Consider the following 25,380-nt stretch of genomic DNA (forward strand, 5'->3'; position numbering starts at 1 on the left):
GGCAATTTCACTTCCCGGCAGAGTGTTTGCTAGGCTTATAGCCGCTTCATTCCTCCTTAGCTCAATTGGCAGAGCATTCGACTGTTAATCGAAGGGTTGCTGGTTCAAGTCCAGCAGGAGGAGCGCGCAGTCCCCGTTCCGGGTTACCGGGACGGGGACTTTTTTATACCCGGAGGGGTATTTGCGGCGTTCTCTGGGCAGGGCGCGCGGCCGATTTCCTAAGCGGCAAATCCTTTGCTAATGTCATACCTGCTTCATTCCTCCTTAGCTCAATTGGCAGAGCATTCGACTGTTAATCGAAGGGTTGCTGGTTCAAGTCCAGCAGGAGGAGCGGACAGGTCCCGCGGCCGGTGAACAGCCGGCCGCGGGACCTTTTTGTGCCCTCTTACGGCGGCTCATGGATTGGCTCAGACGAAGTACATCTCCACCTGAAGGAAGCGTTCGGCTTCGGCCACCGCGGCTTCGAAGGCCTCGTGCTCAGTGGGGGACTTCCGCGGCTCGCGGGGGTGCCACTCGTGCGGAGCGGAGTGAACCTGGGTGAAGCCGCCTCCGGGCGGAGCGAAGAAAATGCCGAAACGCTGCACGGGCCATTCAGGTGAAGATTCGGGGGCCACCAGCAGGGCCGAATCATAGGCCGGGTTGTACCACTGCGCGATCGGGCGCCGCCGGTCTTCGGTGAACAGTCCTGCGGCGAAGAGGGCGGCGGACTGGCGGCTGGTCTGACTGCACAGCCGATCCCACCACAGCGGCAGTATCCCGGCATCACACCGCTGCCACGTGGCCGGGAGGGGCGGAGGGTCCTGCCAGTGGGGCACGTTACAACTTTATCGCCCGCAGCGGACCGGGAACAGGGTCGTGGGACAGGGGTCACGGGTCAGGGCCTCGTGGCCAACCCGCACGTGGGGGACATGCCCCGCGCTGGGGTTGGCGGGTGGACATAGGCCCGGTATGTCCAGTCCCGGGCCCCAGGAATGGGCATGTCCTCCAGGCGGAGTTGTCCTGTGCTCCGCGCCGCCGTCGGACATGTCCCGCGCTGGGGTTGGCGGGTGGACATAGGCCCGGTATGTCCAGTCCCGGGCCCCAGGAATGGGCATGTCCTCCCGGGGAGTTGCCCGGTGCTAGTGGATTGAGGGCACGGTCCGGGGCCGGACGACGAGCCAGAGGGCCGCCGCGGCCAGGAAGATGCAGGCTGCCTGCACCCCGCCCATCGGGGTGGCGGAGCCGAGGCCCAGCCAGCCGACGACCGGCGAGATCAGGCCCGCCATCATGAATGTCGCCGCTCCCAGCAGGGAAGCGGCGGTTCCCGCCTGCGCGCCGTGCTTGGCCAGCGCCAGGACCTGCACACACGGGAAGGTGAAGCCGGCGCCGAGGATGTAGAACCAGAGCGGCACCATGACGCCCCACAACCCGAAGTCCAGCTGGTCGAAGACGACGATCAGCACGGCCATGAGGAACATCCAGGCCGTGGAACATCCCAGGATCCACTGGGGCGGGACCCGGCGGATCAGCCGGGAGCTGGTCTGGACGCCGGCCACGATGCCCAGCGAGTTGACGCCGAAGAGCAGCCCGTACTGCTGGGGACTGAAGCCGTAGACGTCCTGGAAGAGGAACGGTGAGGCGGAGAGGTAGGTGAAGAGGCCGGCGAAGTTCATGCCGCCCACCATCAGCAGGCCAACGAAGATCCGGTCCGCGAACAGCACACCGTAGCGCTGGCGCACCGTCATGCCGGTCTTCCCGCGCAGCTCGCGCGGCAGGGTCTCGCGGACCACGAACACGGCTGCGATGATGACGCAGGTCCCGTAGCCGGCCAGGAAGACGAAGATGCCCGGCCACGGGGTCAGCAGGAGCAGCTGGGAGCCGATCACGGGGGCGAGGATCGGTGCGAGGCCGTTGACGAGGGCCATCCTGGAGAACATCCGGACCATGGCGTAGCCGCTGAACAGGTCCCGGACCATGGCCATGGCCACGACGCCGCCGCCGGCCGCGCCGACGCCCATCAGGACACGGAAGAGGCCAAGCGTGCCGATATCGGTGGACAGGGCGGCGCCCAACGAGGCCGTGATGTGCACCGCGGTCGCCAGGATCAGCGGCATCCGCCGGCCGAACTTGTCGCTGAGCGGCCCCACCACGAGCTGGCCCAGGGCGAAGCCCAACGTCGTGCCCGTGAGCGTCAACTGCACGGCCGCCTCGGAGACGCCGAGGCTGGCTTCCAGCGCCGGGAACGCCGGCAGGTAGAGATCCACCGTGAAGGGCCCCAGGGCGGTCAGGGCGCCGAGCATCAGAATGTAGAGGAGCTTGCGGCGGCGGCTCAGGGAATCGCCGGGATTGGGGGGTGTACTCACAGGGGTCAATCCTAGGCCCGGCACAGCTGCCGGGCGCGGCAGCGTGGCGCGCCGCACCGTGCCCGCACGGCCCGGCCCGGGGCCAGAATGGTAGTTTTGACACCGGAGTGTGCGTCAAGCGGCGCGGACCGGCAAGCCCGCGTGAGCGGAATCACAGGTGTAACCAGTTAGGCGGGACCGATGAGCGGACGTCACAGCGGCGGGACAAATGGCGGGCTGCGCATTTCCGCGGTGCCCAGAACCCTGAAACTGATCTTCAAGCTGGCCCCCCGGCAGCTCAATGACGAGATCGCCCTCGCGAAGATTGAAATCAAGCGCAAGGGAATCCAGGTCGGTATCGCCGCCGCCTTCTTCGCCGTCGCGCTGGCTTTTGTCGCGTTTCTGGTGATCGGCCTTGTCGTGGCTGCCATCATGGGCCTGGCCACGATCATGCCCGCCTGGCTTGCCGCGCTGCTTGTCTGCGGCGTCTTCCTGCTGGTCGCCCTCATCGTTGGGCTGCTGGGACTCCGGAAGTTCAAAAAAGCCATGCCGCTGATGCCGGAAGACACCATCCGCGGCCTCAAGTACGACCTCGGCATCGCCAAGGAAGGCTCCGCCTTCGATCCGGCGGTCCTGGACCCCGACTCCGAGCAGTACAAGGCCGCCAAGGCCGCCAAGGCTGTAGCCGCCGCCAAGGCAAAGGCCGAGAAGGCAGCCAAGAAGGCCGCTGAACCGGACTTCGGCCCGCCGCCGACCGAAACGGAACTGCGGCGCCGGCTGGAGCAGCGCCGCACACACCTCACCGGGGTCCGCGACGAACTCAACGAGGAACTCGACGTCAAGACCCAGGCACAGGCCGTGCTGGCCGCGGCCCAGGTCCGGCTGCAGGACGGCAAGGAGCGGCTCAGCGACAACGTGGCCGGCTTCCGCTCGGCCCGTCGCTCCGCGAAGAAGCCCGCGACGTCGACCGGCCGCGGTGCGGCGGAACAGCTGAGCCAGCGCTGGAAGCCGCTCGCAGCGCTGGCCGCCTCGAGCGTTGCGTTGGTGTTCCTCCTGCGCAAGCTGATCAAGGACTAGGCAGCCCGTTGAACTGCAAGGCCCGAACGTTGCCGGCCACGGAAAGGGGCACTGGATGAAGTTCATCGGCGCTGGTTCCCGGCCTGGTCGGCCCGAGATCCACCACGACGGGGTCTTCACCATCCCCAATGTGCTGACGGTGGTGCGGTTCCTTGGCGTCCCGCTCTTCATCTGGCTCGTGCTCGGGCCGAAGGAATACGGCTACGGCGCCCTCGTCCTGGCCATCATGGGCAGCACCGACTGGGTGGACGGCTACATCGCCCGGCGCTTCAACCAGATGTCCAACCTCGGCCGGGTCATGGATCCCATCGCGGACCGGCTGGCGCTGATCGCCGTTGCTGTGACCCTCGTGATCGCCGGCGTCGTGGAGTGGTGGTACCTGGCGTCACTGCTGGTCCCTGACGCGATCCTGCTCTGGGTGTCGTTGTATTACTTCCACAGCCATCCGGACCTGCCCGTCAGCCGGGTGGGCAAAATCCGGACGGGCCTGCTGCTGGTAGGAACGCCGCTTCTGGTGCTCTCCAAACTCCCGATCCCGGCCACCGAGGTCTACGCCGTCGCCGCCTGGATCTTCCTTGGCCTGGGGCTCGTGGGGCACTGGATCGCCGGGTACAGCTATTTCTGGGCCATCATCCGCAAGGGCAAACAGCTTAAAGCAGTCGACGGCGGCCTCGGCTGATGGTCTGGATCGCAGTACTGCTGGCGGTGCTCGGCGCCTTCTTCCTGGCCTTTGGCGCGCAGCGCCAAGGCAGTGCAGTCAAGGCCGATACCGGCGGCCTGGCGCTCAGCAGCCACGGGCTGCTCCGCCTCCTGCGCAGTCCCCGCTGGATGTTCGGGCTGCTGCTGCTGTGTACGGGCATGGTCATGAACGCCATCGCCCTGGTCTCGGCGCCCCTCACCGTGGTCCAGCCGATCGGCGCGATTGCCCTTGTCATCACCACGATCGTCAACGCCAAGGACCAGGGGCTGAGCATCAACCGGGCCACGGTGGTGGCGATTTCAGCCTGCGTCACGGGCTCGGCGCTGTTCGTCGTGCTGGCTGTCAACGTGACCCAGGAAAACCACCACGTCAGTTCCTCTGATGAGCTGACGATCGTGCTGCTGCTGGCCCTGGCGGTGGGCCTGTTCGGTACGCTCGCCGTGATGTTCAAACACCGGACGAGCGCCTTCGTCTACATCCTCGGCGCGGGGGTTCTGTTCGGCTTCGTGGCCGTGCTGACCCGCATCATCGGCAGGCACCTGCTGGACCCGAATGGTCTGGCCCTGCTGAATGTCCAGTGGTATTCAGTGGTCGCGATCGTGGCTGCGGGCGGCCTCGGCTCGTGGTTTGTGCAGAGCGCCTATTCAGGCGGCCCCCCGGACCTGGTGATCGCCGGACTCACGGTGATCGACCCGATTGTGGGGATCGCGATCGGCATCGCGATCCTGGGCGAGCTCCGCCCTGATGTCCACGCCGTGATGGCGATTGCGATGGGGACGGCCGCTTCCCTTGCTATCGTGGGAGTGATAGCCCTCTCCAGGCACCACCCCGAGGTCACCAAGCGCAGGAAGGATGCGCGGAGGGCCTCGGGCCGGCCGTCCTAGGGCAACAGATCCAGACTTCAGCAGTAGGCCCGGCGCGCCTGCGCCGACGGCCAGCCGGCCACCACAGCCCCAGCTGCCCGCACCGTGACCACCAGGAGCTTTCCACGTGACCATGTCCGACAACCAGAAACCGCTGACCATCCTGATTGCCGCGGACACGTACCCGCCCCACGTCAACGGCGCCGCCATGTTCGGCTACCGCCTCGCCAAGGGCATGACCGCCCGCGGAAACAACGTGCACGTCCTGGCCTGCCGCCCGAGCAAGGGTCCGAGCTACAGCGAGTTCAGCGATGAAGCCACGGTCCACCGGATCCGCTCGCACTCGGTGCCCACCCACGAATACTTCCGCATCACGTTCCCGTGGGAAATCAAGAAGGAAATCAGCCTGCTGTTCGACCGCATCCAGCCGGACGTCGTGCACATCCAAAGCCATTACATGATCGGCGAGCATGTGCTCTATGAGGCCGTCAAGCGCGGCATCCGGATCGTGGCGACCAACCACTTCATGCCCGAGAACCTGAACCCGTTCCTGCCGTTCCCGCAGTGGTTCAAGGATATTGTCGGGCGCATCTCGTGGAAGGACATGGGCAAGGTCATGGGCCAGGCCGACGTCGTGACCACCCCCACGCCGCTGGCAGCCAGGGCGATGCACCAGCATGCCTTTCTCCGGAAGGTCCTCCCGCTCTCCAACGGGATCGACGCCGCCGCCTACGAGCTCCGGGCCGGCGAGACCCTGGAACGCCACACCAGCCCCACTGCGCTCTTCGTCGGCCGGCTCGCCGAGGAAAAGCATGTCGACGTGCTCATCGACGCCGTCGCCAAGACACCCGCGGACCTGGATATCCACCTCGAAATCGTCGGCGGCGGGGAAGTCCGGCCGGCCCTCGAAGCGCGGGTGGTCCGGCTCGGACTCCAGGACCGGGTCAAGTTCCTCGGCCTGGCGAGCGAAGCCGAGCTGAGGGAGGCCTACCTCGCGGCGGACGTCTTCTGCATGCCCGGTACCGCCGAGCTGCAGTCCCTCGTGACTCTCGAGGCGATGTCCGCGTCCACCCCGGTGCTGCTTGCGGATGCGATGGCGCTGCCGCATCTGGTGCGCGACGGCGAAAACGGCTACCTGTTCACGCCGAATGACAGCGACGACCTGGCCGCAAAGCTCATCCGGCTGTTCACGCTTCCCGCAGACGAGCTCGCGGCCATGGGCAAGACGAGCCGGGAGATGGTGGAGAACCACAGCCTCGGACGCACGCTCCAGACGTTCGAAGACCTCTACCGCGGCGCCAGCTACGACGACCTGGTCGTCTGAGCCCAAGGCTCTGCTGGCACGTAACAGTGAATAGTATTGTTAGAGTGTTTTTGCCCGGAAGCAGCCCGGCCCTCAGGGGCGGGACGGTCTCCGGGCGCAAGGGGCTATAGCTCAGCTGGTTAGAGCGCGGGACTCATAATCCTAAGGTCCTCGGTTCAAGTCCGAGTAGCCCTACTTTTCTGCGGGAATCCCGTCCGGGTCCGCACCACGGGAGCCGTGGCCGATGTTTCGACGTCGGCCACGGCTCCTTTCGTTTCCCCGGACGGCACCCGGTTTCTTCCCGTCCGACCGCGGCGGCTCCTTGCCCTTCTGACCGGAACCTGGCCATCCGATTGTGGGACACCCGAGGCCTGGGGTATGTTACTCATGAGTAACATACCCCGGCGCGACACCCCCGTGTCCTTTGGTCGCTGCTGATCACAAGTGAAGGAAGACCATGTCTAAGGCTGCAATCGACGTCAACAACCTCCCGTACGCTGATGGCGACTTCTTCGCCTTCGAGCAGCTGCTCAGCGGCAAGGAACAGGATCGGCTGGCCGAAGTCCGGGGGTTCCTGGCCCGCGAGGTCAGGCCGATCGCCGTCGACTGCTGGAACCGCGGCGAATTTCCGATGGAACTGATCCCGAAGCTGGCCGAGATCGACTTGGTCAGCCCGGTGAAGCGGCAGGGCTATTCGAACCTCTTCGCCGGGATCATGCATGCCGAGGCCACCCGCGCCGATACATCCATCGCCACCTTCATGGGAGTCCACGACGGGCTCTTTACCGGTTCCATCGAGGCCCTCGCCTCGCAGGAGCAGCAGGAGGCCTGGCTGCCGGACATCTACTCGCTGAAGAAGATCGGCGCCTTCGGCCTGACCGAACCCCTCGGTGGCTCCGACGTCGCCGGCGGCACCCGGACCACCGCAAGGCGTGAAGGCGACAGCTGGATCCTCAACGGCGAGAAGCGCTGGATCGGCAACGCCACGTTCTCCGACTGGGTGGTCGTCTACGCCCGCGACCTTGCTGACAACCAGGTCAAGGGCTTCCTCGTCGACACCAAAACCGAGGGCTACAGCGCCACCAAGATCGAAAACAAGATCTCGCTGCGCACCGTGCAGAATGCCGACATCATCCTGGACAATGTCGTGGTCCCGGACTTCTTCAAGCTCGCCAACGCCAACAGTTTCCGGGACACCAACAAAGTCCTGAAGGTCACGCGCCTCTCCGTCGCCTGGCAGGCCGTGGGTCAGCAGCTCGCAGCGTTCGACGTCGCGCGCCGTTACGCCGTGGAGCGCAGCCAGTTCGGACGCCCGATTGCCTCCTTCCAGCTGATCCAGCACCAGTTGGTCCAGATCCTCGGCAACGCCGTCAGCTCGATGGGCATGATGGTTCGGCTGTCCCAGCTCGAGGATGCCGGGGAAGCGAAGGATGAGCAGTCGGCGCTGGCCAAGGCCTTCACCACGGCCCGCATGCGCGAGAGTGTGGCCTTGGGCCGCAGCATCCTTGGCGGCAACGGGATCGTGACCGACTATGAGATGGCCAAGGTCTTTGCCGACGCGGAAGCCATCTACTCCTACGAAGGCACCCACGAGATCAACACCCTCGTCACGGGCCGTGCCATCACGGGAATCTCCGCGATCGTCTAGGGCTCGCCCCCTCTGGGGTAGCCAGGGACCCTGCATCACGAACAGCGGCCTTCATCTTGCGGTCGCCGGCCCGGACGCCTACGCCGGCGCCGGATCCAGAGGTGGCAGCAGGATGGAGGGCCGGAGGTCCATCACGAAGGCCAGCGGGTTGAGATACTCCTCTCCGCGCCTCACGCCCCAGTGCACACAGGGAACAGGTCCACAGTGGCCGGACAACACCTTGCCCAGGATCCCGCCGTCGGCCACCAGGGCCCCCGCTGCCAGCTGGCTCTCCACCGGCTCGAAACTGCTCCGCAGGCCGTTGCCGTGGTCTATCGTGATGACCGGCCGGTCCACCACGACTCCGACAAAGCTCACGGTGCCGGACGCGGGCGCGGTGACCGGGGCGCCGTCGGACGCCGCCTCAAGGTCCACGCCGCGGTGGCCGCTCAGCCACGGCCTGGCCGGCGGGTCGAAGGCCCGCAGTACCGCAGGCCTGGGGCTCAGCGGCCAGCTCCAGGCGGCGGACCCCGCCGGTGCGGGAGACGCGGCCGTCGCAACCGGGGCAAGCGCCAGGAATATGGCCGCGAGGAGCGCGGGGATCACTGCAGACCGAGTCTTCATGGACCCAGCCTGCCGACGCCGCCGGGTGTACAGAAGTACCCGCCCCGGCTATGTGGAAATGCCCCGGCGCAGACCCCGGAGCAGGTCCCGGCGCAGGCCCCGGCGCAGCCCCCGGCAGTACCCGGAGCAGCCCACGGATCAGCCCACGGAGCAGGCCCCGGCAGTACCCGGAAACCGTCCAATCCGGCAGTGTCCCTGTAGTACACTTGCTGGAGCAGTTTGCTGTGCCCTCATGCTTGTTCAATTTAGATTGTCTAAGCCGGCACGTCTCATTCAGAGGTGCGGGGGAGCAGTGGCTGACTACGCGTATCCAGCCCTCCCTATCGATGCTTTTCTTCCGCTGCGGAGGACTGCGCCTCTTGCGGTCCGGACCCCAGGTCCGGGTAAGAAGCGCAGTGGATGCCAGGAGCAGCGCCCGCCCGGGTGTCTGCTAATTAACCGTCAACTATTGGCAGGGTAAGACAGCCTAAGGGCTGTCTCATGAATGACCTGCCGGAAGGAGCGCCGGCATGCCCGTCGTAACTATGCGCCAGCTGCTTGACAGCGGCGTCCACTTTGGACACCAGACCCGCCGTTGGAACCCGAAGATGAAGCGATTCATCTTCACGGAGCGCAACGGCATCTACATCATTGACCTGCAGCAGTCGCTGTCCTACATCGACCGTGCCTACGAGTTCGTGAAGGCCACCGTTGCGCACGGCGGCACCGTTCTCTTCGTCGGCACGAAGAAGCAGGCGCAGGAATCCATCGCCGATCAGGCCACCCGCGTCGGCCAGCCGTATGTCAACCAGCGTTGGCTCGGCGGCATGCTGACCAACTTCCAGACCGTCTCCAAGCGCATCCAGCGCATGAAGGAACTGGAAGAGATCGACTTCGACGACGTCGCCGGTTCCGCGTACACCAAGAAGGAACTGCTGCTCCTTCGTCGTGAACTCACCAAGCTGGAAACCAACCTCGGTGGTATCCGCAACCTGACCAAGGCGCCTTCCGCGCTGTGGATCGTTGACACCAAGAAGGAACACCTTGCTGTCGACGAAGCCAAGAAGCTGAACATCCCGGTTGTTGCCATCCTGGACACCAACTGCGATCCGGACGAAGTCGATTTCCCGATCCCGGGCAACGACGACGCCATCCGCTCCGTCAACCTGCTGACCCGCGTTGTTGCTGACGCCGTTGCTGAGGGTCTCATCGCCCGCAACCAGCGCGCCACCGGCACCACGGAAGCTCCGGAGGAGCCGCTGGCCGAGTGGGAGCGCGAGCTCCTCGAAGGCAGCAAGACCGAAGAGGCTGCTGCCGCTCCGGCCGCTGAAGAGGCTCCGGCCGCTGCTGCCGCTCCGGCCGCTGAAGAGGCTCCGGCCGCTGAAGAAGCACCCGCCGCTGCTGCCGAGGAAGCTCCGGCAGCTGCCGAGGCCGCCCCTGCTGCTGACGACGCCGCTGGCGAAACCAAGTAGCAGGCCAGGCATCTGCCAGCTCAGCTGACAGGTATGTCTGACAAGTAAAACCGGATCTCCCCACACGCTCTCGGCAGCGCAAGGGGGTACTGACAGGATGGCCGCTCACTGGGTGAGCAGCCGTCCTGTCGGTCCGTACACCACACAAAATTTCTAGACAGAGGGGTTCACATGGCGAACTACACTGCCGCTGATATCAAGGCTCTGCGCGAGCGCACCGGCGCCGGCATGATGGATGTCAAGAAGGCTCTTGACGAAGCCAACGGCGACGCCGAGAAGGCCATCGAAATCATCCGCATCAAGGGCCTGAAGGGCGCTACCAAGCGCGAAGGCCGCTCCACCGCAGAAGGCCTGGTTGCTGCCAAGGTCGACGGCGGCGTCGGCGTGATGATCGAAGTCAACTGCGAGACCGACTTCGTCGCGAAGGCCGACAAGTTCATCCAGCTCGCCGACAAGGTTCTGGCCGTTGCAGTCGAGTCCGGCGCTGCCGACCTCGAGACCCTGCTGGCCACCGAGGTTGACGGCAAGGCGCTGTCCGAGGTCGTCGTCGAAGAAGGCGCCGTTCTGGGCGAAAAGGTTGTTGTCCGCCGCATCTCCCGCATCGAGGGTGCAACGGTCGACGCTTACCTGCACAAGACCTCCAAGGACCTCCCGGCCCAGGTCGGCGTCCTGTTCGCTGTTGGCGGCGAAGGCGAAGCAGCTGCTACCGCAGCCCACGACGTCGCCGTCCACATCGCCGCGATGTCCCCGAACTACCTCTCCCGCGAGGATGTTCCGGCCGAGCTCGTCGAGTCCGAACGCCGCATCGCCGAGGAAACCGCCAAGGCTGAAGGCAAGCCCGAAGCTGCAATGACCAAGATTGTGGAGGGCCGTGTCACGGGCTTCTACAAGGGCGAGGTCCTGCTCGACCAGGCATTCGCCAAGGATGCCAAGAAGTCTGTCGCGCAGATCCTCGAAGAGGCCGGCGTCAAGGGCGCCGCTTTCGCGCGATTCCGCGTCGGTTCCTAGTCAGACACCAGTCAGACACCTGTCGGCTCCTAGTCAGACACCTGTCAGACACTAGTCAGACACGCTAAGGGGGTGGTCACCGCGGTGGCCACCCCTTTTGCATGCACCCGGAGCAGGCACCCGGGGCCCGCCCCTGAAGCACGCCCCTGAACGCACCCGCCAGGGGCATGCACCGGCCAGGGTGGAATGACGCCTTTGGCCCCCGGCACGATAACCTTTTTTCAGAGTTCACCAACGGGAAGGCACCATGGAAACCGTCACCACTTCAGCCCAGCCAAAGAAGAGCCGGCGCAGAGTCCTGTTGAAGCTTTCCGGCGAGGTCTTCGGCGGCGGGAAACTGGGCGTTGACCCCGATACCGTCCGCGGCGTGGCCAAGCAGATCGCGGCCGCAGTGCCCGACGTCGAGGTCGCAATCGTCGTCGGCGGCGGAAATTTCTTCCGCGGCGCCGAACTGTCGCAGAGCGGCATGGACCGCTCCCGCGCCGATTACATGGGGATGCTCGGCACCGTCATGAACTGCCTGGCGCTGCAGGACTTCCTGGAGCAGGCCGGCGTTGAGACCCGCGTGCAGAGCGCCATCACGATGGGCCAGGTCGCCGAGGCCTACATTCCGCGCCGCGCCATCCGCCACATGGAGAAGGGCCGCGTGGTGATCTTCGGCGCCGGGGCCGGACTCCCGTATTTCTCCACGGACACCGTGGCGGCGCAGCGGGCCTTGGAGGTCCACGCCGACGTCGTCCTGATGGCCAAGAGCGGGGTCGACGGCGTCTACACGGCGGACCCGAAGAAGGACCCCATGGCCGAGAAGCTCCACCGCCTCAGCTACGACGATGCCCTGCGGCGCGATATCCGTGTCATGGACCAGACCGCGATGACCATGTGCAAGGACAACAACCTCACCATGGTGGTCTTCGGCATGGAAGGCGAAGGCAACGTCACCCGTGCCATCCTCGGCGAGGACCTGGGCACCGTGGTCACCCCCTAGCAACGGCTAGGATGTTTTCAGGACAGTTCCGCGCCCGGACCGGGGCATGACCAGGCGGAAGACACAGACGGAACCAACACCGTGCAGCACTCCCGTCCGCCGGGAGGCACCAATTTCTGAGGAGAGACCGTGATCGAAGAAACCTTGCTCGAAGCCGGGGACAAGATGGACAAGGCGGTTGAGGTAGCCAAGGAAGACTTCGCCTCGATCCGTACGGGCCGGGCGACGCCGGGCCTGTACAACCGGGTGCTCGTGGACTACTACGGATCGCCGACGCCGCTGCAGCAGCTGGCCTCCTTCGCCGTTCCGGATGCCCGCACGATCCTGATCACCCCGTTCGACAAGACCTCGCTGCGCGACATCGAGCGTGCCCTGAGCGACTCCGAGGTGGGCGCCAACCCGTCCAACGACGGCAACGTCATCCGGATCACCATCCCGGAACTGACGCAGGAACGGCGCAAGGAATACGTCAAGATCGTGAAGTCCAAGGGCGAAGACGCCAAGATCTCCATCCGCAACATCCGCCGCAAGGCCAAGGAAACGCTGGACAAGCTCGTCAAGGACGGCGACGCCGGCGAGGACGAGGGCAGCCGCGGCGAAAAGGAACTCGACGCCATGACCAAGGCACACGTCGACGGCATCGACGAGCTGCTCAAGCGCAAGGAAGCCGAGCTGCTCGAGGTCTGATGGGTCAGGCACAGCAGGCCCCCGGACCACACGTCCGGGGGCAGGGGAAGCAACGCAGTAACCCGACGCCCAAAGCCGGCAGGAACCTTCCTGCCGCCACTGCGGTGGGCCTTGGCATGCTCTTCCTCGTCCTGGGCGGACTGCTGTTCCTGCCGCTGGGCTTCGTGCTCATCACCACCGCCTTCGCGGTTTTCGGCGTCTGGGAGATCTTCCGGGCGCTGGAGGCCTCGGGCACGAGGCTGCCCGTCATCCCGGTGATGACGGGCACGGTAGGCATGCCCCTCGCCGCCTACTTCGGCGGCCTGGAAAGCCTGCTTTTCGCCATGCTGCTCAGCAGCGTGGCCGTGCTGCTGTGGCGCTCCCTGGAGGGCGCGGCCGGTTCGGCGCGGAGCATCTTCGCCGGTGTCTTCACCCTGACCTGGGTGCCGTTCCTGATCAGCTTTGCCGTGCTGCCCCTGCATACCTCCGGCGGCGAGACGCCGGTAGGACTCTGGCCCGGCGGCGTCGTGCCCCCGGGTGCCTGGCAGATCGCCACCCTGCTGCTGCTCGTGGTCTCCAACGACACCTTCGGCTACCTGGTGGGCGCCTCGCTGGGCAAGCACCCGATGGCCCCGAAAATCAGCCCCAAAAAGACCTGGGAGGGCTTCAGCGGCTCGATCGCCGGTGCCATGGTGATCGGCGTGCTGGCCAGCGTCTTCGTGCTGGGCAAGCCCTGGTGGGTGGGCGCGGTGCTGGCCGTGGGCATGGTCGCCGCGGCCACAGCCGGGGACCTGGCCGAATCCATGGTGAAGCGCGAACTGGGCATCAAGGACATGAGCAGCATCCTGCCGGGCCACGGGGGAGTGATGGACCGGCTGGACTCGATCGTGTTCGCCTCGCCCGTGGCTTTCATCCTCTTCTCCGCCGTTGCCGGCACCTAGCGCGCGCCCGGTTCCAACTTCGTTCCAACTTCCGGCCCTTAGAATGGTGCCAGCAAACCAGCCGAACGGCATTGAAGGAAACATAGTTACAGTGGACATTCAACAGCAGATTCCTGCTTCCTTTGACCGCGTGCAGCGGAACCAGTACGGCTACAACGCCAAGCAGGTCGACCAGTTCCTGCAGCGCGCACGGGTGTCTTTTGAGGCCCCGAATGCCGCGGGCCGTCCGGTCAAAAGCGCCGACGTCCGGGCCGTCACCTTCGACCCCGTCAAGGGCGGCTACGCGGCGGCCGGCGTCGACGCCGCCCTGGACCGGCTCGAGGATGCGCTTGCGCTGCGGGAACGCGATGAACTGATCGGGGAACGCGGCGAGGAAGCCTGGCTCCGCGACATCGGCCGGCTGGCCGGCCTGCTCCGCGGACGGCTCCACCGTCCCGACGGCCAGCGCTTCCGACGCCCGGCCAAAGCCAAGGTCCGGAGCTACAACACCACGGACGTGGACGACCTGTGCCACGAGCTGATCGGCTACCTGGAAGAGGACAGGCCGCTGAGCGTGGACAACGTCAGGCGCGCCGTGTTCCGGCCGGCTGTGGGCCGCGAAGGCTATGAGGAAAGCCAGGTGGATGCCTTCCTGGACCGCGCCGTTGAACTGATGGCCGCCATCGACTGACGGTCGCCGTCAGCGTTCGGTGGCCAGCGGCCGTTCGGGTGTGTGCAGCCTGGTCATCAACCGGGTGATCGACCGCGGCACGCGGTGTCTGGTTGCCCGGGACACCAGGACCACGACGGCGAAGGCTGCCGGGACCGTCCAGGCGGCGGGCTGTGCAAGCCACGACGGCGTGCCGGCACCCCCCAGCACGGAGCCGGCCACCATGGCTCCGCCGCAGAGCAGCCCGCCGGTCACCATGCCGGCGATCGCCCCCGCGTCCGTCAGCCCGCGCCACCAGATGCCCAGCAGCAGCACCGGGCAGATCGTTGACGCCGTGAAGGCAAACACCAGCCCCACGCTGCCGGCCAGCCCCAGGGAGTCCGTCATGGACGCGATCCCCAGCGGCACGATTGCCGAGATGACCGCCGCGAGCCGGAAGCCCCGCACACTGCCGCCGAGCACGTCCTGGCTGATCACGCCCGCCAGCGAGACCACCAGTCCGGACGTGGTGGAGAGGAACGCGGCGAACGCGCCGGCCACCACGAGGGCGGACAGCAGATCCCCGGCGCTCCCACCGATCAACCGGCCCGGCAGCAGCAACACCAGCGCGTCGGCCTGGCCGCTCTGCGCCAGCCCAGGCGTGAAGAGGCGCCCGATCAGGCCGTAGGCCGTAGGGAAAAGGTAGAAGACCGAAAGCAGGCCCAGCACAATCAGCGTGGTCCGCCGGGCGGACTGGCCGTCCGGGTTGGTGTAGAACCGCACCAGCACATGCGGCAGCCCCAGGGTGCCGAACAGCAGCGCCACCAGCAGGGAGACGTTCTGGTACGGGCTGGCCGGAGCGGCGGCGGTGGGATTCACCCCGGCCTCGGCCACCGCGGGGGCGCCGGTACCGGCCAGCGCGAACAGGATGAAGAGGACCGGCACGGCCAGCGCCGTCAGCTTCAGCCAGTACTGGAAGGCCTGGACGAAGGTGATCGAACGCATCCCGCCCGCCACCACGCTGACGGAGACGACGGCGACCACCGCCACCGGCCCCACCCACGCCGGCAGGCCGGTGGTGATCCGGATCGTCAGCGCGGCGCCGTGGAGCTGCGGGACGATGTAGAGCCAGCCGACCAGCACCACCACCACGCTGGTGACACGGCGGACCGCCCGCGAGTCGAGCCGGGCTTCGGTGAAATCGGGGATGGTGTACGCGCCGGAACGCCGCAGGGGAGCGGCCACGAAGAGCAGCAACATCAGGTAACCGGCGGTGTAGCCCACGGGGAACCACAGGGCGTCGGTGCCGGAGAGCAGGATCAGCCCCGCGACGCCGAGGAAACTGGCGGCGGAGAGGTACTCCCCGCCGATCGCCGAGGCGTTCCACCACGGCCGCACGGTGCGCGACGCCACGTAGAAGTCTCCGGTGGTGCGTGAGATCCGGAGCCCGTAGAAACCGATGACAGCCGTGGCCAGCGAGACTGCGGCGAAGGCCGCGACGCCGACGACCGGGTTCACCGGCGCCTCACTTGTCCCCGGCCAGGTCCCGGTAGCGGGCCTCGTTCCGTGCCGCCGTCCGCACATAGAGCCACGCACTGAGCCCGATCACGGGATAGATACCGGCGCCCAGCAGGACCCAGTCGAAGGGAAGGCAATCGTCGAGTCCGCCAGCCCGGGAACCAGCCCCAACATGAGCGGGAACGCGAGCAGGATCAGCAGGAAGCCGCCTGCCACCACGAGTCCGAGCCGCAGCTGGGAGCGGATCAGCGAGCGGACGAAGACCTGTCCGGCGTCGGATTCCTCCGCCGCTTCACGGGCATCAGTGGCTGACCGGGCGGCGGGCAGCGCCGTACCTCGAAGTGCCATGCTGCCCGGTGTCACGCTGCGCGGTGCGGTCACGCGGACGCGTGTCATGCCTGCGGCCGGATCCGGGTCGACTGCAGCTTCTCCCGTACGGACGGCAGGTGCCGGCGGCTGATGGGAAGCTCGGCCCCGGCCACGGTGACGCTGGGGCGCGCCGCCGCAAGCTTCATATGGCTGACGTGGTTCAGTGCGATTAGGTAGGAGCGGTGGGTGCGGATGAATCCGGCGTCGGCCCATTGCTGCTCAAGGTCGGCCAGCGGGACCCGGATGAGGTAACTCGCGTCGGCGGTGTGGAGCCTGGCGTAGTCGCCCTGCGCCTGGACGTAGGTGACGTCCTCGCGCCGGATCATCTTGGTGTGGCCGCCGAGGTCCACGGTGATCATCTCCGGCGCTGGGGCGCCGTCCTTGAGCAGCTCGCTGATCCGGCCGATGGACTTTGCGAGCCGTTCCGCCCGCACGGGCTTCAGCAGGTAGTCCACGGCAGCCAGCTCGAACGCTTCCAGCGCGCGGTCCTCGTCGGCCGTCACGAACACAACGGCCGGCGGGTGGGAGCTGCGGGAGATGACGCGGGCGATGTCCAGCCCGGACAGGGCCGGCATATGGATGTCGAGGAAGACGGCGTCGACCTCCTCGGCTTCGAGCGCACGGAGGGCCTCGGCGCCGGAGGAGGCACGGTAGATCGTGCCGATCCGGTCATCTTTGCGGAGCAGGAAAGCCAGTTCCTCGACGGCGGGGAACTCGTCGTCGGCGACGAGGACGTTAATCATGGTTCAAGACTACTGCCAGAGGCATTTTGACCTGTATCAGGCCAACGATCAGGCGTCGTGACGGGGCTGCGACTTGGGCACCCGCATGGTGATCAGGGTGCCCTCCCCGGGAGCCGTTTCGATCACGAGCCCGTTGTCTTCGCCGTAGACCTGCCGCAGCCTGGTGTCGACGTTGCGGAGCCCGACGTGGTCGCCATCGGTGTGCCCGGCGAGCACGGAGCGCAGCTGATCGGGATCCATGCCCACCCCGTCGTCCTCGATGGTCACCTCGGCAAAGGCGCCGGAGTCATTGGCCGTGATCGAGATGTGCCCCGGCCCCTCCTTGGCTTCGAGCCCGTGCCGGACCGCGTTCTCCACGAGCGGTTGCAGGCTCAGGAACGGGATCACGGTGCTGAGCACTTCGGGCGCGATCCGCAGGCTGACCTGCACCCGGTCGCCGAAGCGGGCGCGTTCCAGGAGCAGGTAGCGGTCGATGCAGCGCAGCTCCTCGGCCAGGGTGGTGAAATCGCCGTGCCGGCGGAAGGAATACCGGGTGAAGTCGGCGAATTCCACCACGAGTTCGCGCGCCCGCACCGGGTCCGTGTTGATGAAGGACGCGATCGCGTTCAACGAGTTGTAAATGAAGTGGGGGCTGATCTGGGCACGGAGCGCCCGGACCTCGGCCTCCATCAGCAGCGTACGGGAGGCATCGAGCTCAGCCAGTTCCACCTGGGTGGCCACCCAGTCGGCCACCTCGCTCGTGGCGCGCACCAGTCCCGCGCCGGCCGACGGGGCGAAGGCCGCCACGACGCCCACCACCCGCGTGCCGGCCTTGATCGGGGCGATCACGACGGCGCGTTCCACCTCCGGGGTGAGCGTCCCGGGTGCGGTGCCGCCGGCAAGCAGCTGCAGCTCGCCGGCCGGGATCACGGCCGTGTGGCCGCCGTCGAACACGCGGGCCGCGAGCCCCATCAAAGCGGGCTTGAGTTCCTCGCCGGCGCCGTCCCACGCGAGGACGCCCGTCGTGTCGGTAATCGCCAGCGCGTCGCTTCCCAGCAGGCTGCGCAACTGCCGGCTGGCCTTGGCCGCGCCGGCGGGATTGAGTCCGGTCCGCAGGTGCTGGCCGGCCAGGGAAGCGGCGTGCAGGGTCTTGTACGTAGCCTGTTCCGCGTCGGTGCCCAGCTCCCGGAACGAGCGGAGGACCTTGAGGCCGACGGCGACGACGACGGCGATCGCCATCGCGATCACGGCGATGGCGGCGGCGGTAAACAGCGGAGAGTCCGGCATGCTGCCAGCGTATCGCGGGCACCGCCGGGGCGTTGCGCGGCCGCCGTTGAGCGCAGCATCAGGACCGTTGAGCGACGCCGGCACGGCGACTATGGACTGTAGTGCACATCACGATGCACAGTGATTGTAGTCACATCGGCCCGGGGGACTGTTTCCATCAGGCTAACGCAGCCGGTGTCGACTAGCCAGTCTCAATGAGGAGGAACGATGGGTCACCACGCCCAAGAAGCGGACGCAGCGGCGGCCGTGGACTTCAAGGAAGTCCAGTCGACGGAGCGGTTCCAGCAACTACGCAAACGTCACCGCAGCTTTGTCTTTCCCATGGCCATTGCATTCCTGCTCTGGTACTTCGCCTACGTCGTGTTGGCCGACTACGCGGTCGGCTTCATGTCCACCAAGGTCTGGGGCAACATCAATATCGGCCTGATCCTGGGCCTGCTGCAGTTCGTGTCCACATTCGCCATCACCGGCTGGTATGTCAGCTACTCGAACCGGAAGCTTGACCCCATCGCCGCCGAGATCCGCCACGAAATCGAAGGCCACGAGTTCGACAAGCACGGCAATCAAATTGGCGGGGCAACAAAATGACATTCATGGTTCCCACAGTTAACGTTTCGGACCTCAAGGACACCACCCTGCTGAACATGGGCATCTTCGCCCTCTTCGTCGCCATCACGATGGTGATTGTGCTCAGGGCCAGCCGCAGCAACAAGACGGCGGCGGATTACTACGCGGCCGGGCGTTCCTTCACGGGGCCGCAGAACGGCACGGCCATCGCCGGCGATTACCTCTCGGCGGCGTCCTTCCTCGGGATCACCGGCGCGATCGCCGTCAACGGGTACGACGGCTTCATGTACTCCATCGGCTTCCTTGTGGCCTGGCTCGTCGCCCTGCTGCTCGTCGCCGAACTGCTCCGCAACACGGGCAAGTTCACCATGGCGGATGTGCTCTCCTTCCGGCTCAAGCAGCGCCCCGTGCGCATCGCGGCTGCCATCTCCACCCTCGCGGTCTGCTTCTTCTACCTTCTGGCCCAGATGGCGGGAGCCGGCAGCCTGATCTCCCTGCTCCTGGGCATCAGCGACTGGGGCGGTCAGGCCCTGGTGATCGTCGTCGTCGGCGCCCTGATGATCATGTACGTACTGATCGGCGGCATGAAGGGCACCACGTGGGTGCAGATCATCAAGGCGATGCTCCTGATTGCGGGCGCCGCCGTCATGACCTTCTGGGTCCTCGCGATCTACGGCTTCAACCTTTCCGACCTGCTCGGCGGGGCGGTGGAAACCTCGAAGAACCCGAACATCCTCAACCCGGGCCTGCAGTACGGCAAGTCCGAGACGTCCAAGCTGGACTTCATGTCCCTGGGCCTGGCCCTTGTGCTCGGCACCGCGGCCCTGCCGCACGTGCTGATGCGCTTCTACACGGTTCCGACCGCCAAGGAAGCCCGCAAGTCCGTGGTGTGGTCCATCTGGCTGATCGGCATCTTCTACCTGTTCACCCTCGTCCTGGGCTACGGCGCGGCCGCGCTGGTGGGCGCTGACACCATCAAGGGTGCCCCGGGCGGGGTCAACTCCGCGGCACCGCTGCTGGCCTTCCACCTGGGCGGACCGCTGCTGCTCGGCTTCATCTCGGCCGTTGCCTTCGCCACCATCCTGGCGGTTGTCGCGGGCCTGACCATCACCGCGGCGGCATCCTTCGCCCACGACATCTACGCCAGCGTGATCGCCAAGGGCAAGGCCGACGCCGACACCGAGGTCAAGGTGGCGCGCCGCACCGTAGTGGTGATCGGCCTGCTCGCCATCATCGGCGGCATCTTCGCCAACGGACAGAACATCGCGTTCCTCGTGGCGCTCGCCTTCGCCGTGGCCGCCTCGGCGAACCTGCCCACCATCGTGTACTCGCTGTTCTGGCGCCGTTTCACCACCCAGGGTGCCATCTGGAGCATGTACGGTGGCCTTGGTTCGGCCATCATCCTGATCGCGCTCTCCCCGGTGGTCTCGGGTATGAAGACGTCCATGATCCCGGGCGCCAACTTCGCGATCTTCCCGCTCAGCAACCCCGGCATTGTCTCCATCCCGCTCGCGTTCTTCCTGGGCTGGCTCGGTACAGTGCTGGACAAGAAGCTGGAAGACACCACCAAGCAGGCCGAAATGGAAGTCCGCTCCCTCACAGGTGTGGGCGCCGAAAAGGCCACCAACCACTAGCCACCAACCACTAGCCGCCAACCAGTAGCCACCAACCAGGGGCCGTGTGGACGCCGTCGCGTCCGTTGGCCGAAACTACAGGAGCCCCCGTGCGACCCACGGGGGCTCCTGTAGTTTGTTCCTGTCTCAGGCCGCGGGCCTGAGCCGGATATTGACCATCTTGAGCTCGTCCCTGCCCTGGAAGCGGTAGTTCAGTTCGACCCTCTTGCCGTCGCAGTCGAGGGAGCCTGCGACGTCGGCCCCGTTGATGCCGTTGTCGGAGCTGACCAACAGATCCGTGTAGTTCGGCTTGCAGGAACCGTCCAGCTCCAGGCCCTGGACGCCGGCGGCAAAGTCCTCCTTGGAGAGCTTGTCCATGAGGGCCGGATCCAGGTACATGTCGTACGCCGTGCCGGTGTCCCCGGCAATGATCAATTTGTTGAAGTCATCCGCGAGTCCCTTGGCTTTGTTCGTTGCCCCGCCGACGACGCTCAGCAAAACCCCGACGCCGATCGCCACGAGCAGCAGTACCCCGCCGACAATTCCCAGCACGATCCACAGCCCCTTCCGGCTCCTCTTCGGAGGCTGGGCGGGCGGCTCCTGTGCGGGCTCCCGCGGTGCCGGGTGGTGGGGATCCTGAGGAGTGCTCAAGAGTCATGCCTTTCTGGCGGTCCGCAAATCCACTGCCTGGGTCGCAGGGGCCGCGTTCCGGAACCCTTGGGAGTCGATGCGACCCAGCCTATAGCCACGCCCAGAGCCGGGCACTTCAAAGCGGCGGTGCCACGTCGTCGTTTGCTCAGCCTTCCGCGGAACCGCGTTCCAGCAGCGGCTGGATCCGGAACGGAATCAGCTCACCCATGGCCAGTGCGGTATCGGTCCGGTCTACTCCGTCGCAGGCCAGGATCTTGCCGTTTATCCGGAACAGATCCTCGGCGTCGAGCGCCACAACCCGCAACAGGAGGTCCGCCGAGCCGGTCAGGCCGAAGCCCTCCAGAATTTCCGGGATGCCGGCGAGCTCAACGGCCAACTGGCCCAGTTTTTGCTGCTGGACGTGCACGGAAATAAAGGCCATCAGCGGATACCCCAGCGAGGCCGGATTGATGCGCCGCTCGAAGGAGAGGAACACGTGTTTTTTCTCCAGCTGGGCCATCCGCGCCTGCACGGTATTCCGGGACAGGCCGAGCTTCTGGGCCAGGGCGACGACGGTGCGCCGGGGGTCGCTGGCCATGGCCGAAAGCAGGCGTGTGTCGGTGCCATCCAAGGTTTGCATAATGCGCAAGATTAGCACGGTCGGCCCACTCCAGACAGGGCATAATGCTCAATATTTTTGCGGGTGGTTGTACCCGATGAGCATTGTGAGTAGGGTCACAATTATCCGGGGCAACGGCGCCCGGGCGGCTGGCGCGCAGCGGGATCACGAGTCCTGCGAGCACCGGTCAGACGACGTCAGAAGGTTGCGGACAACTGTGTTTACCGACGACGCGGGCAAGGGCGGCATTGCCGCCGGAGGCCCGGGCAACAGTGCAGAATCAAACCGGCGCACGGGCGGGGATCTCGTCCAGCTCATCACTCCGGGGGGTGAACGTGTAAGCCATCCCGAGTTCGACCCCTGGGTTCAGGATGTCAGTGACGAGCAGCTCGGCGCGCTCTACGAAGACATGGTGGTGATCCGCCGGATCGACGCTGAGGCCACCGCCCTGCAGCGCCAGGGCGAGCTTGCCCTCTGGCCGCCGCTGCTGGGCCAGGAAGCTGCCCAGATCGGCTCGGCCCGGGCCCTCCGCGACGACGACTTCGTCTTCCCCAGCTACCGCGACAACGGCGTCGCCTACTGCCGCGGGGTACACGCGGAGGACCTCGTGCGCGCCTGGCGTGGCAACGCTTTGGCCGGCTGGAACCCCTACACGGTGAACGTGGCCACGCAGCAGATCATCATCGGCTCGCAGACGCTGCATGCCACCGGCTATGCCATGGGCATCCAGAACGATGGTGCCGACTCGGTCGCCGTGGCGTACTTCGGCGACGGTGCCACGAGCGAAGGCGACGTCAGCGAGGCCTTGGTCTTCGCCGCGAGCTTCCAGGCGCCGGTCGTGTTCTTCTGCCAGAACAACCACTGGGCCATCTCGGAACCCGTCCGGATCCAGTCCCACATCCAGCTCGCGGACCGCGCCTCCGGCTTCGGCATCCCCAGCATGCGGGTGGACGGCAACGACGTCCTGGCCGTGATGGCCGCGACCCGTATCGCCATCGACCGCGCACGGCGCGGCGGCGGACCCACCTTCATCGAGGCCGTCACCTACCGGATGGGCCCGCACACGACGGCGGATGATCCCACCCGCTACCGGGATGCCAACGAGCTGGAGGACTGGGCCGCCAAGGATCCGATCGCGCGGCTGAAGTCCCTGCTCGACCGCAAGGGCCTGCTGAGCGAAGATTTTGAAGCCGCCGTCGCCACCAAGGCGGACGCCGTGGCCAAGGCGCTGCGGGCCGGCACCATCAACATGCCCGAGCCGCAGCCAATGGACATCTTCAAGCATGTCTACAGCACGCCCAATTCCTCGCTGGACCGCCAGCAGGACCACTACTCCCGTTACCTGGCTTCCTTCGGCGATCCCGCAGAAGCCGCTTCTGAAGAAGGTGCAAGCTGATGACGCAGATGACCTTTGCCCGAGCCATCAATTCGGGCCTGCGCAAGTCCCTCGAAAATGATCCCAAGGTGATCCTGATGGGGGAGGACATCGGCGCCCTCGGCGGCGTCTTCCGTGTGACGGACGGCCTGCAAAAGGACTTCGGCACGCACCGCGTCGTTGACACGCCGCTCGCCGAGTCGGGCATCATGGGCACCGCCGTCGGACTCGCGTACCGCGGCTACCGCCCGGTGGTGGAGATCCAGTTCGACGGCTTCATCTACCCGGCCTTCGACCAGATCGTCAGCCAGGTCGCCAAGATGCACTACCGCACCCAGGGCGCCGTCAAGATGCCCATCACCATCCGCGTACCCTTTGGCGGCGGCATCGGTTCCCCGGAGCACCACTCCGAATCGCCCGAGGCCTACTTCACCCACACCTCCGGCCTGCGCGTGGTCAGCGTCTCCAACCCGCAGGACGCCTACACCATGATCCAGCAGGCCATCGCCTCGGACGACCCGGTCCTCTACTTCGAACCGAAGCGCCGCTACCACGACAAGGGTGAGGTGGACGAGTCCCTTGACCTCAGCGCCGCCCTGTCCATGGAGAAGGCCAGGGTCGTCACCGAGGGCAAGGACGTGACCCTTGTGGCCTACGGCCCGCTCGTCAAGACCGCCCGTGACGCCGCGCTCGCCGCCGCCGACGAGGGGGTTTCGGTCGAGGTCATCGACCTCCGCTCGCTGGCCCCGCTGGACTTCGCAACGCTGGAAGCCTCGGTCCGCAAGACCGGCCGGCTCGTTATCACCCACGAAGCCGGCCAGTCCGGCGGCCTCGGCGCCGAAGTGGCCGCCAGCATCACCGAACGCTGCTTCTTTCACCTCGAAGCGGCCCCGGTCCGGGTCACCGGCTTCGACGTCCCCTACCCCTACTCAAAGCTTGAAATGCACCACCTGCCGAGCCTTGACCGGATCCTCGACGGCGTCGACCGTGCCCTGGGCCGCCCCAACTCCCTCAGCGGGCTGGAAGGATGACCGCCACCATGATCAAGGAATTCAGGCTCCCGGACCTCGGTGAGGGTCTCACTGAATCGGAAATCGTCGCCTGGAAGGTCGCGGTAGGGGACACCGTCGCGCTCAACCAGATCATCGCGGAGGTGGAGACGGCCAAGGCCGTCGTCGAGCTTCCCTCGCCGTACGCCGGCGTGATCACCGCCCTGCACGAACAGCCGGGCACCGTGGTGGAGGTGGGCAAGCCGATCGTCTCGTTCGAGATTGAGGGCGACGACGGCGGGGCCGGCTCGGTTGACTCTGACGCCGGTGAGGCGGCCGCCAAGCGTGAGCCGAATCTCGTCGGCTACGGCGCGGTCCTCGAGGACTCCGGCCGCCCGGCCCGCCGCGCCCGCAGCTTCGCGGCCCCGGCTGCTTCGGTCGTCGCGCCTGTCACAGTTGCCGAAGCTGTTAAAACCGCACTGGTAGTTGAAACGGCTCCGGTAGCTGAAACCGCTCCGGTGGTGGCCGCGCCTGCCGAACGTCCGCGGTCCACGCCGCCGGTCCGGAAACTCGCCAAGGACCTCGGCGTCGACCTCGAAGCCGTCACCGGCACCGGGGAGCACGGGCTCATCATCCGGGACGATGTCCTGAACTTCGTCGGCGGAGGGGACCTTGCCGCGGTGTCCCAGGAGCTGGCGGGAACCCAAGCTGCAGGCCTTGGCGCCGGCCAGGGGCAGGGTGAGCGGGAAACGCGCACTCCGATCAAGGGCGTCCGCAAGTTCACGGCCGCCGCGATGGTGTCCAGCGCCTTCACCGCGCCGCACGTCACGGAGTTCCTGACCGTCGACGTCACGCCCACCATGGAACTGCTGGCCAGGCTTAAGGCCAGCCGCGCGTTCGCCGGCTACAAGCTCACACCTTTGACCATCGTGTCCAAGGCCGTGCTCATCGCGCTGCGGAACCACCCGACGCTCAACACCCGCTGGGATGAAGCCAAGCAGGAGATCGTCCAGTACAACTACGTGAACCTGGGCATCGCGGCGGCGACTCCCCGCGGCCTGACCGTGCCGAACATCAAGGATGCGGACCGGATGTCCCTGCTGGAGCTCTCCACGGCCTTGGCGGCGCTGACGGACACGGCGCGGGCAGGCAAGACCTCCCCGGCCGAGCTCTCCGGCGGCACCATCTCCATTACGAACATCGGTGTCTTCGGCATCGATGCGGGCACACCCATCCTCAACCCGGGCGAGGCCGCCATCCTCGCTCTCGGCGCGGTCCGCAAGATGCCGTGGGAGTACCAGGACGAGGTCGCACTGCGCCAGGTCATGACGCTGAGCCTCTCGTTTGACCACCGGCTGGTGGACGGCGAGCAGGGCTCGCGGTTCCTGCAGGACCTCGGCGCCATCCTGGCGGACCCGGGCATGGCGCTCGCCATGGTCTAACCGGTCACCGGCCTTACCAGGCTGCCGGCTGTTCCCTTCCAGGGGAGCGGCCGGC

Annotated in this window: 24 protein-coding genes, 3 tRNA genes and 1 pseudogene; 19 read left to right on the forward strand and 9 right to left on the reverse strand. The window is 66.4% G+C overall.

What is annotated here, in order from left to right:
- Positions 1-50 precede the first annotated feature (50 nt).
- Both ACQCSU_RS18455 and ACQCSU_RS18460 read left to right on the forward strand, forming a co-directional pair.
- Positions 51-123, forward strand: a tRNA-Asn gene (locus ACQCSU_RS18455).
- Positions 124-258: 135 nt separating this feature from the next.
- Positions 259-331: transfer RNA gene (locus ACQCSU_RS18460), tRNA-Asn, on the forward strand.
- A 76-nt stretch (positions 332-407) separates the two neighbouring features.
- On the opposite strand, the gene ACQCSU_RS18465 is transcribed toward ACQCSU_RS18460, so the two are convergent.
- Both ACQCSU_RS18465 and ACQCSU_RS18470 read right to left on the reverse strand, forming a co-directional pair.
- Positions 408-815 (reverse strand): hypothetical protein, encoded by a 408-nt coding sequence (locus ACQCSU_RS18465; RefSeq protein ID WP_426976686.1) that lies wholly within the window; start codon positions 813-815, stop codon positions 408-410.
- A gap of 303 nt (positions 816-1,118) precedes the next feature.
- Positions 1,119-2,342, reverse strand: coding sequence for a multidrug effflux MFS transporter (locus ACQCSU_RS18470; protein ID WP_426976687.1), 1,224 nt, complete (start codon positions 2,340-2,342; stop codon positions 1,119-1,121).
- Between the two features lie 180 nt (positions 2,343-2,522).
- On the opposite strand from ACQCSU_RS18470, the gene ACQCSU_RS18475 reads away from it, so the two are divergent.
- From ACQCSU_RS18475 to ACQCSU_RS18500, 6 genes are all read left to right on the forward strand, one after another.
- Positions 2,523-3,398 (forward strand): phage holin family protein, encoded by an 876-nt coding sequence (locus ACQCSU_RS18475; protein ID WP_426976688.1) that lies wholly within the window; start codon positions 2,523-2,525, stop codon positions 3,396-3,398.
- A gap of 55 nt (positions 3,399-3,453) precedes the next feature.
- A complete protein-coding gene (locus ACQCSU_RS18480) occupies positions 3,454-4,077 on the forward strand; it encodes a CDP-alcohol phosphatidyltransferase family protein (RefSeq protein ID WP_426976689.1) in 624 nt (207 codons plus the stop codon).
- Complete coding sequence (locus ACQCSU_RS18485; protein WP_426976690.1) at positions 4,077-4,982, forward strand: DMT family transporter; 906 nt, start codon at positions 4,077-4,079, stop codon at positions 4,980-4,982. The genes ACQCSU_RS18480 and ACQCSU_RS18485 overlap by 1 nt, the downstream gene beginning before the upstream one ends.
- A 112-nt stretch (positions 4,983-5,094) precedes the next feature.
- The gene (locus ACQCSU_RS18490; RefSeq protein ID WP_426979848.1) at positions 5,095-6,285 is read left to right on the forward strand and encodes a glycosyltransferase; all 1,191 of its coding nucleotides are present in this window, start codon (positions 5,095-5,097) and stop codon (positions 6,283-6,285) included.
- A gap of 100 nt (positions 6,286-6,385) precedes the next feature.
- Positions 6,386-6,459, forward strand: a tRNA-Ile gene (locus tag ACQCSU_RS18495).
- A gap of 262 nt (positions 6,460-6,721) precedes the next feature.
- Entirely contained in the window at positions 6,722-7,912 is a 1,191-nt protein-coding gene (locus ACQCSU_RS18500) for an acyl-CoA dehydrogenase family protein (protein WP_426976691.1), read from the forward strand.
- A gap of 78 nt (positions 7,913-7,990) precedes the next feature.
- Here ACQCSU_RS18500 and ACQCSU_RS18505 read toward each other — a convergent pair whose 3' ends face one another.
- The gene (locus ACQCSU_RS18505; protein WP_426976692.1) at positions 7,991-8,515 is read right to left on the reverse strand and encodes a M23 family metallopeptidase; all 525 of its coding nucleotides are present in this window, start codon (positions 8,513-8,515) and stop codon (positions 7,991-7,993) included.
- A gap of 509 nt (positions 8,516-9,024) precedes the next feature.
- Between ACQCSU_RS18505 and rpsB the strand changes: the two genes are divergently transcribed.
- The 6 genes from rpsB to ACQCSU_RS18535 all read left to right on the forward strand — a co-directional run bounded on the left by rpsB (position 9,025) and on the right by ACQCSU_RS18535 (position 14,236).
- Positions 9,025-9,966 (forward strand): 30S ribosomal protein S2, encoded by a 942-nt coding sequence (rpsB, locus tag ACQCSU_RS18510; RefSeq protein ID WP_426976693.1) that lies wholly within the window; start codon positions 9,025-9,027, stop codon positions 9,964-9,966.
- A 171-nt stretch (positions 9,967-10,137) separates the two neighbouring features.
- Positions 10,138-10,974: a translation elongation factor Ts gene (tsf, locus tag ACQCSU_RS18515; RefSeq protein WP_426976694.1), complete on the forward strand. Its 837-nt coding sequence runs from the start codon at positions 10,138-10,140 to the stop codon at positions 10,972-10,974.
- A 247-nt stretch (positions 10,975-11,221) separates the two neighbouring features.
- Positions 11,222-11,959, forward strand: a complete 738-nt coding sequence (gene pyrH, locus ACQCSU_RS18520) for a UMP kinase (protein WP_426976695.1) — start codon at positions 11,222-11,224, stop codon at positions 11,957-11,959.
- A 129-nt stretch (positions 11,960-12,088) separates the two neighbouring features.
- Positions 12,089-12,646 carry a ribosome recycling factor gene (frr, locus tag ACQCSU_RS18525; protein ID WP_426976696.1) on the forward strand — a complete coding sequence of 186 codons (558 nt, stop codon included), beginning with the start codon at positions 12,089-12,091 and terminating at the stop codon, positions 12,644-12,646.
- Positions 12,646-13,566, forward strand: coding sequence for a phosphatidate cytidylyltransferase (locus tag ACQCSU_RS18530; protein ID WP_426976697.1), 921 nt, complete (start codon positions 12,646-12,648; stop codon positions 13,564-13,566). The genes frr and ACQCSU_RS18530 overlap by 1 nt, the downstream gene beginning before the upstream one ends.
- A gap of 43 nt (positions 13,567-13,609) precedes the next feature.
- Positions 13,610-14,236, forward strand: coding sequence for a DivIVA domain-containing protein (locus tag ACQCSU_RS18535; RefSeq protein WP_426976698.1), 627 nt, complete (start codon positions 13,610-13,612; stop codon positions 14,234-14,236).
- A 9-nt stretch (positions 14,237-14,245) separates the two neighbouring features.
- Here the strand turns inward: ACQCSU_RS18535 and ACQCSU_RS18540 are convergent, their stop codons facing one another.
- The 4 genes and pseudogenes from ACQCSU_RS18540 to ACQCSU_RS18555 all read right to left on the reverse strand — a co-directional run bounded on the left by ACQCSU_RS18540 (position 14,246) and on the right by ACQCSU_RS18555 (position 18,090).
- Positions 14,246-15,712, reverse strand: coding sequence for a cation acetate symporter (locus ACQCSU_RS18540; protein WP_426976699.1), 1,467 nt, complete (start codon positions 15,710-15,712; stop codon positions 14,246-14,248).
- Positions 15,713-15,719: 7 nt separating this feature from the next.
- A pseudogene (locus ACQCSU_RS18545) lies at positions 15,720-16,108 on the reverse strand (hypothetical protein).
- A complete protein-coding gene (locus tag ACQCSU_RS18550) occupies positions 16,105-16,824 on the reverse strand; it encodes a LytR/AlgR family response regulator transcription factor (protein ID WP_426976700.1) in 720 nt (239 codons plus the stop codon). The pseudogene ACQCSU_RS18545 and the gene ACQCSU_RS18550 overlap by 4 nt, the downstream one beginning before the upstream one ends.
- Before the next feature lie 48 nt (positions 16,825-16,872).
- Positions 16,873-18,090, reverse strand: coding sequence for a sensor histidine kinase (locus ACQCSU_RS18555; protein WP_426976701.1), 1,218 nt, complete (start codon positions 18,088-18,090; stop codon positions 16,873-16,875).
- A gap of 207 nt (positions 18,091-18,297) precedes the next feature.
- Between ACQCSU_RS18555 and ACQCSU_RS18560 the strand changes: the two genes are divergently transcribed.
- Both ACQCSU_RS18560 and ACQCSU_RS18565 read left to right on the forward strand, forming a co-directional pair.
- Positions 18,298-18,678 carry a DUF485 domain-containing protein gene (locus tag ACQCSU_RS18560; RefSeq protein WP_426976702.1) on the forward strand — a complete coding sequence of 127 codons (381 nt, stop codon included), beginning with the start codon at positions 18,298-18,300 and terminating at the stop codon, positions 18,676-18,678.
- On the forward strand, positions 18,675-20,291 hold the full coding sequence (locus ACQCSU_RS18565) for a solute symporter family protein (protein ID WP_426976703.1): 1,617 nt from the start codon (positions 18,675-18,677) through the stop codon (positions 20,289-20,291). Before ACQCSU_RS18560 ends, ACQCSU_RS18565 begins: the two co-directional genes overlap by 4 nt.
- A gap of 126 nt (positions 20,292-20,417) precedes the next feature.
- Here the strand turns inward: ACQCSU_RS18565 and ACQCSU_RS18570 are convergent, their stop codons facing one another.
- A complete protein-coding gene (locus tag ACQCSU_RS18570; protein WP_426976704.1) occupies positions 20,418-20,921 on the reverse strand; it encodes a hypothetical protein in 504 nt (167 codons plus the stop codon).
- A 145-nt stretch (positions 20,922-21,066) separates the two neighbouring features.
- The gene (locus ACQCSU_RS18575) at positions 21,067-21,540 is read right to left on the reverse strand and encodes an Lrp/AsnC family transcriptional regulator (RefSeq protein ID WP_426976705.1); all 474 of its coding nucleotides are present in this window, start codon (positions 21,538-21,540) and stop codon (positions 21,067-21,069) included.
- Positions 21,541-21,736: 196 nt separating this feature from the next.
- On the opposite strand from ACQCSU_RS18575, the gene pdhA reads away from it, so the two are divergent.
- From pdhA to ACQCSU_RS18590, 3 genes are read left to right on the forward strand one after another with little or no spacing between them, the layout of a single operon-like run.
- Positions 21,737-22,915 carry a pyruvate dehydrogenase (acetyl-transferring) E1 component subunit alpha gene (pdhA, locus tag ACQCSU_RS18580; protein ID WP_426976706.1) on the forward strand — a complete coding sequence of 393 codons (1,179 nt, stop codon included), beginning with the start codon at positions 21,737-21,739 and terminating at the stop codon, positions 22,913-22,915.
- Positions 22,915-23,925, forward strand: a complete 1,011-nt coding sequence (locus tag ACQCSU_RS18585) for an alpha-ketoacid dehydrogenase subunit beta (RefSeq protein WP_426976707.1) — start codon at positions 22,915-22,917, stop codon at positions 23,923-23,925. Before pdhA ends, ACQCSU_RS18585 begins: the two co-directional genes overlap by 1 nt.
- Positions 23,922-25,325, forward strand: coding sequence for a dihydrolipoamide acetyltransferase family protein (locus ACQCSU_RS18590; RefSeq protein ID WP_426976708.1), 1,404 nt, complete (start codon positions 23,922-23,924; stop codon positions 25,323-25,325). The genes ACQCSU_RS18585 and ACQCSU_RS18590 overlap by 4 nt, the downstream gene beginning before the upstream one ends.
- The last annotated feature ends 55 nt before the right edge of the window (positions 25,326-25,380 follow it).

The sequence above is a fragment of the Pseudarthrobacter sp. O4 genome (assembly GCF_050157025.1).
In the GTDB taxonomy this organism is placed as follows: domain Bacteria; phylum Actinomycetota; class Actinomycetes; order Actinomycetales; family Micrococcaceae; genus Arthrobacter.